Raw genomic sequence first — 703 nt, forward strand, 5'->3', positions numbered from 1 at the left:
GTGTCCGTGATCGCGGTAAGAGGTGATGATCTCGTCGCCGGGCTTGAGCGAGGCCTGCATGCCCACCACCACGGCCTCCTGGCCGATGTAGAGGTGGCAGAAACCGCCGATCAGCCCCATGCCGTAGAGCTGGCCGGCCTTCTCCTCGAAGCGTCGGATCAGGAGCATGTCCCGATAGGCGCGCAGCAGGGCGTTGTGCCCCATCTGCATTTCCTTGTCCTTGGCAGCGGCTTTGGTCGAGCGGCGCTTGGACGGGGCGGCATCGGGCATGGGCGTCTCCCTGGAGATACGCCACAGTTAAGCCGCCCTCGCAGCCTCCGCAAGGCGGGGTTCGTGTCAGAAAATCCAGTTATTGCAACGCAATATTCACTTTAACTGAATTTAGGTTCACACCAGATCGCCATGCTGCGACGCAACAATGTTGCTAGAGCCCTGATCTTCCTCGGTTAGAAGAGGCGCTGCCCTGGCGGGTAGGGGATCACGATTTCGTCGCGATTGGTGAGGTTCAGCATGGCCCGGGCCCGCTCCTCGAGCTGGTCCCGGTCCAGCCGGTCGCCGCGCATCGCATTGACCCGGCGCTCGGCGGACTCTCGCTCGGCGGTGGCCCGCTGCAGCTCGCCCCGCGCCGCCGCGATCTCGGTCACACGCTGCTCGCGCGCAATGAGGCCGCGATCGCCGTGCGAGGCGTGCCAGACGAAGAAAC

2 protein-coding genes are annotated in these 703 nt (G+C 64.3%); both read right to left on the reverse strand.

Annotated features, from left to right (window positions below; all coding sequences use genetic code 11):
* Nucleotides 1–210 (reverse strand): thiamine pyrophosphate-dependent enzyme (locus tag AC1DWF_RS34655; RefSeq protein ID WP_476843006.1); only part of this gene is annotated, 210 nt, incomplete at its 3' end.
* Nucleotides 211–446: 236 nt separating this feature from the next.
* On the reverse strand, nucleotides 447–703 hold a 257-nt coding region (locus tag AC1DWF_RS34660), incomplete at its 5' end, for an FtsB family cell division protein (RefSeq protein WP_476843005.1).

Source organism: Aminobacter sp. P4_D5 (assembly GCF_056401815.1).